This is a genomic window from Burkholderia sp. Se-20378 (genome assembly GCF_017104665.1).
Taxonomy (GTDB): Bacteria; Pseudomonadota; Gammaproteobacteria; order Burkholderiales; family Burkholderiaceae; genus Burkholderia; species Burkholderia lata.
On record NZ_JAAGPG010001014.1, the window covers coordinates 1 to 250 of the forward strand.

The 250-nt window shown below is 47.2% G+C and carries 1 protein-coding gene; it reads left to right on the forward strand.

The features are described 5' to 3' along the window. The coding region (locus G3N93_RS39800; RefSeq protein WP_206135501.1) for a hypothetical protein at positions 1-185 on the forward strand (185 nt) is incomplete at its 5' end. Positions 186-250 lie beyond the last annotated feature (65 nt).

Here is a 250-nt window from a genome sequence, read left to right on the forward strand (position 1 = left end):
GGGGGCGCCGGAGAATTAAAAAAAAAAAAAAAAAAAAAAACTCACACAGACCAGGCAATGTACAAAAGACATCACTCACACAGCAAGCAGACACCGCAAGCTCAGATAACAGCAGACAGGCGACCATGCCTTCACCACATGTCTACCCTGCAGAACTGTCGACCACAGTATCCATTAGTCGCTGACTTTACTGCATGCCAGCTAATCGTGTGCACTACTGCCGGAAACACGCGATGCTGTACTACATACA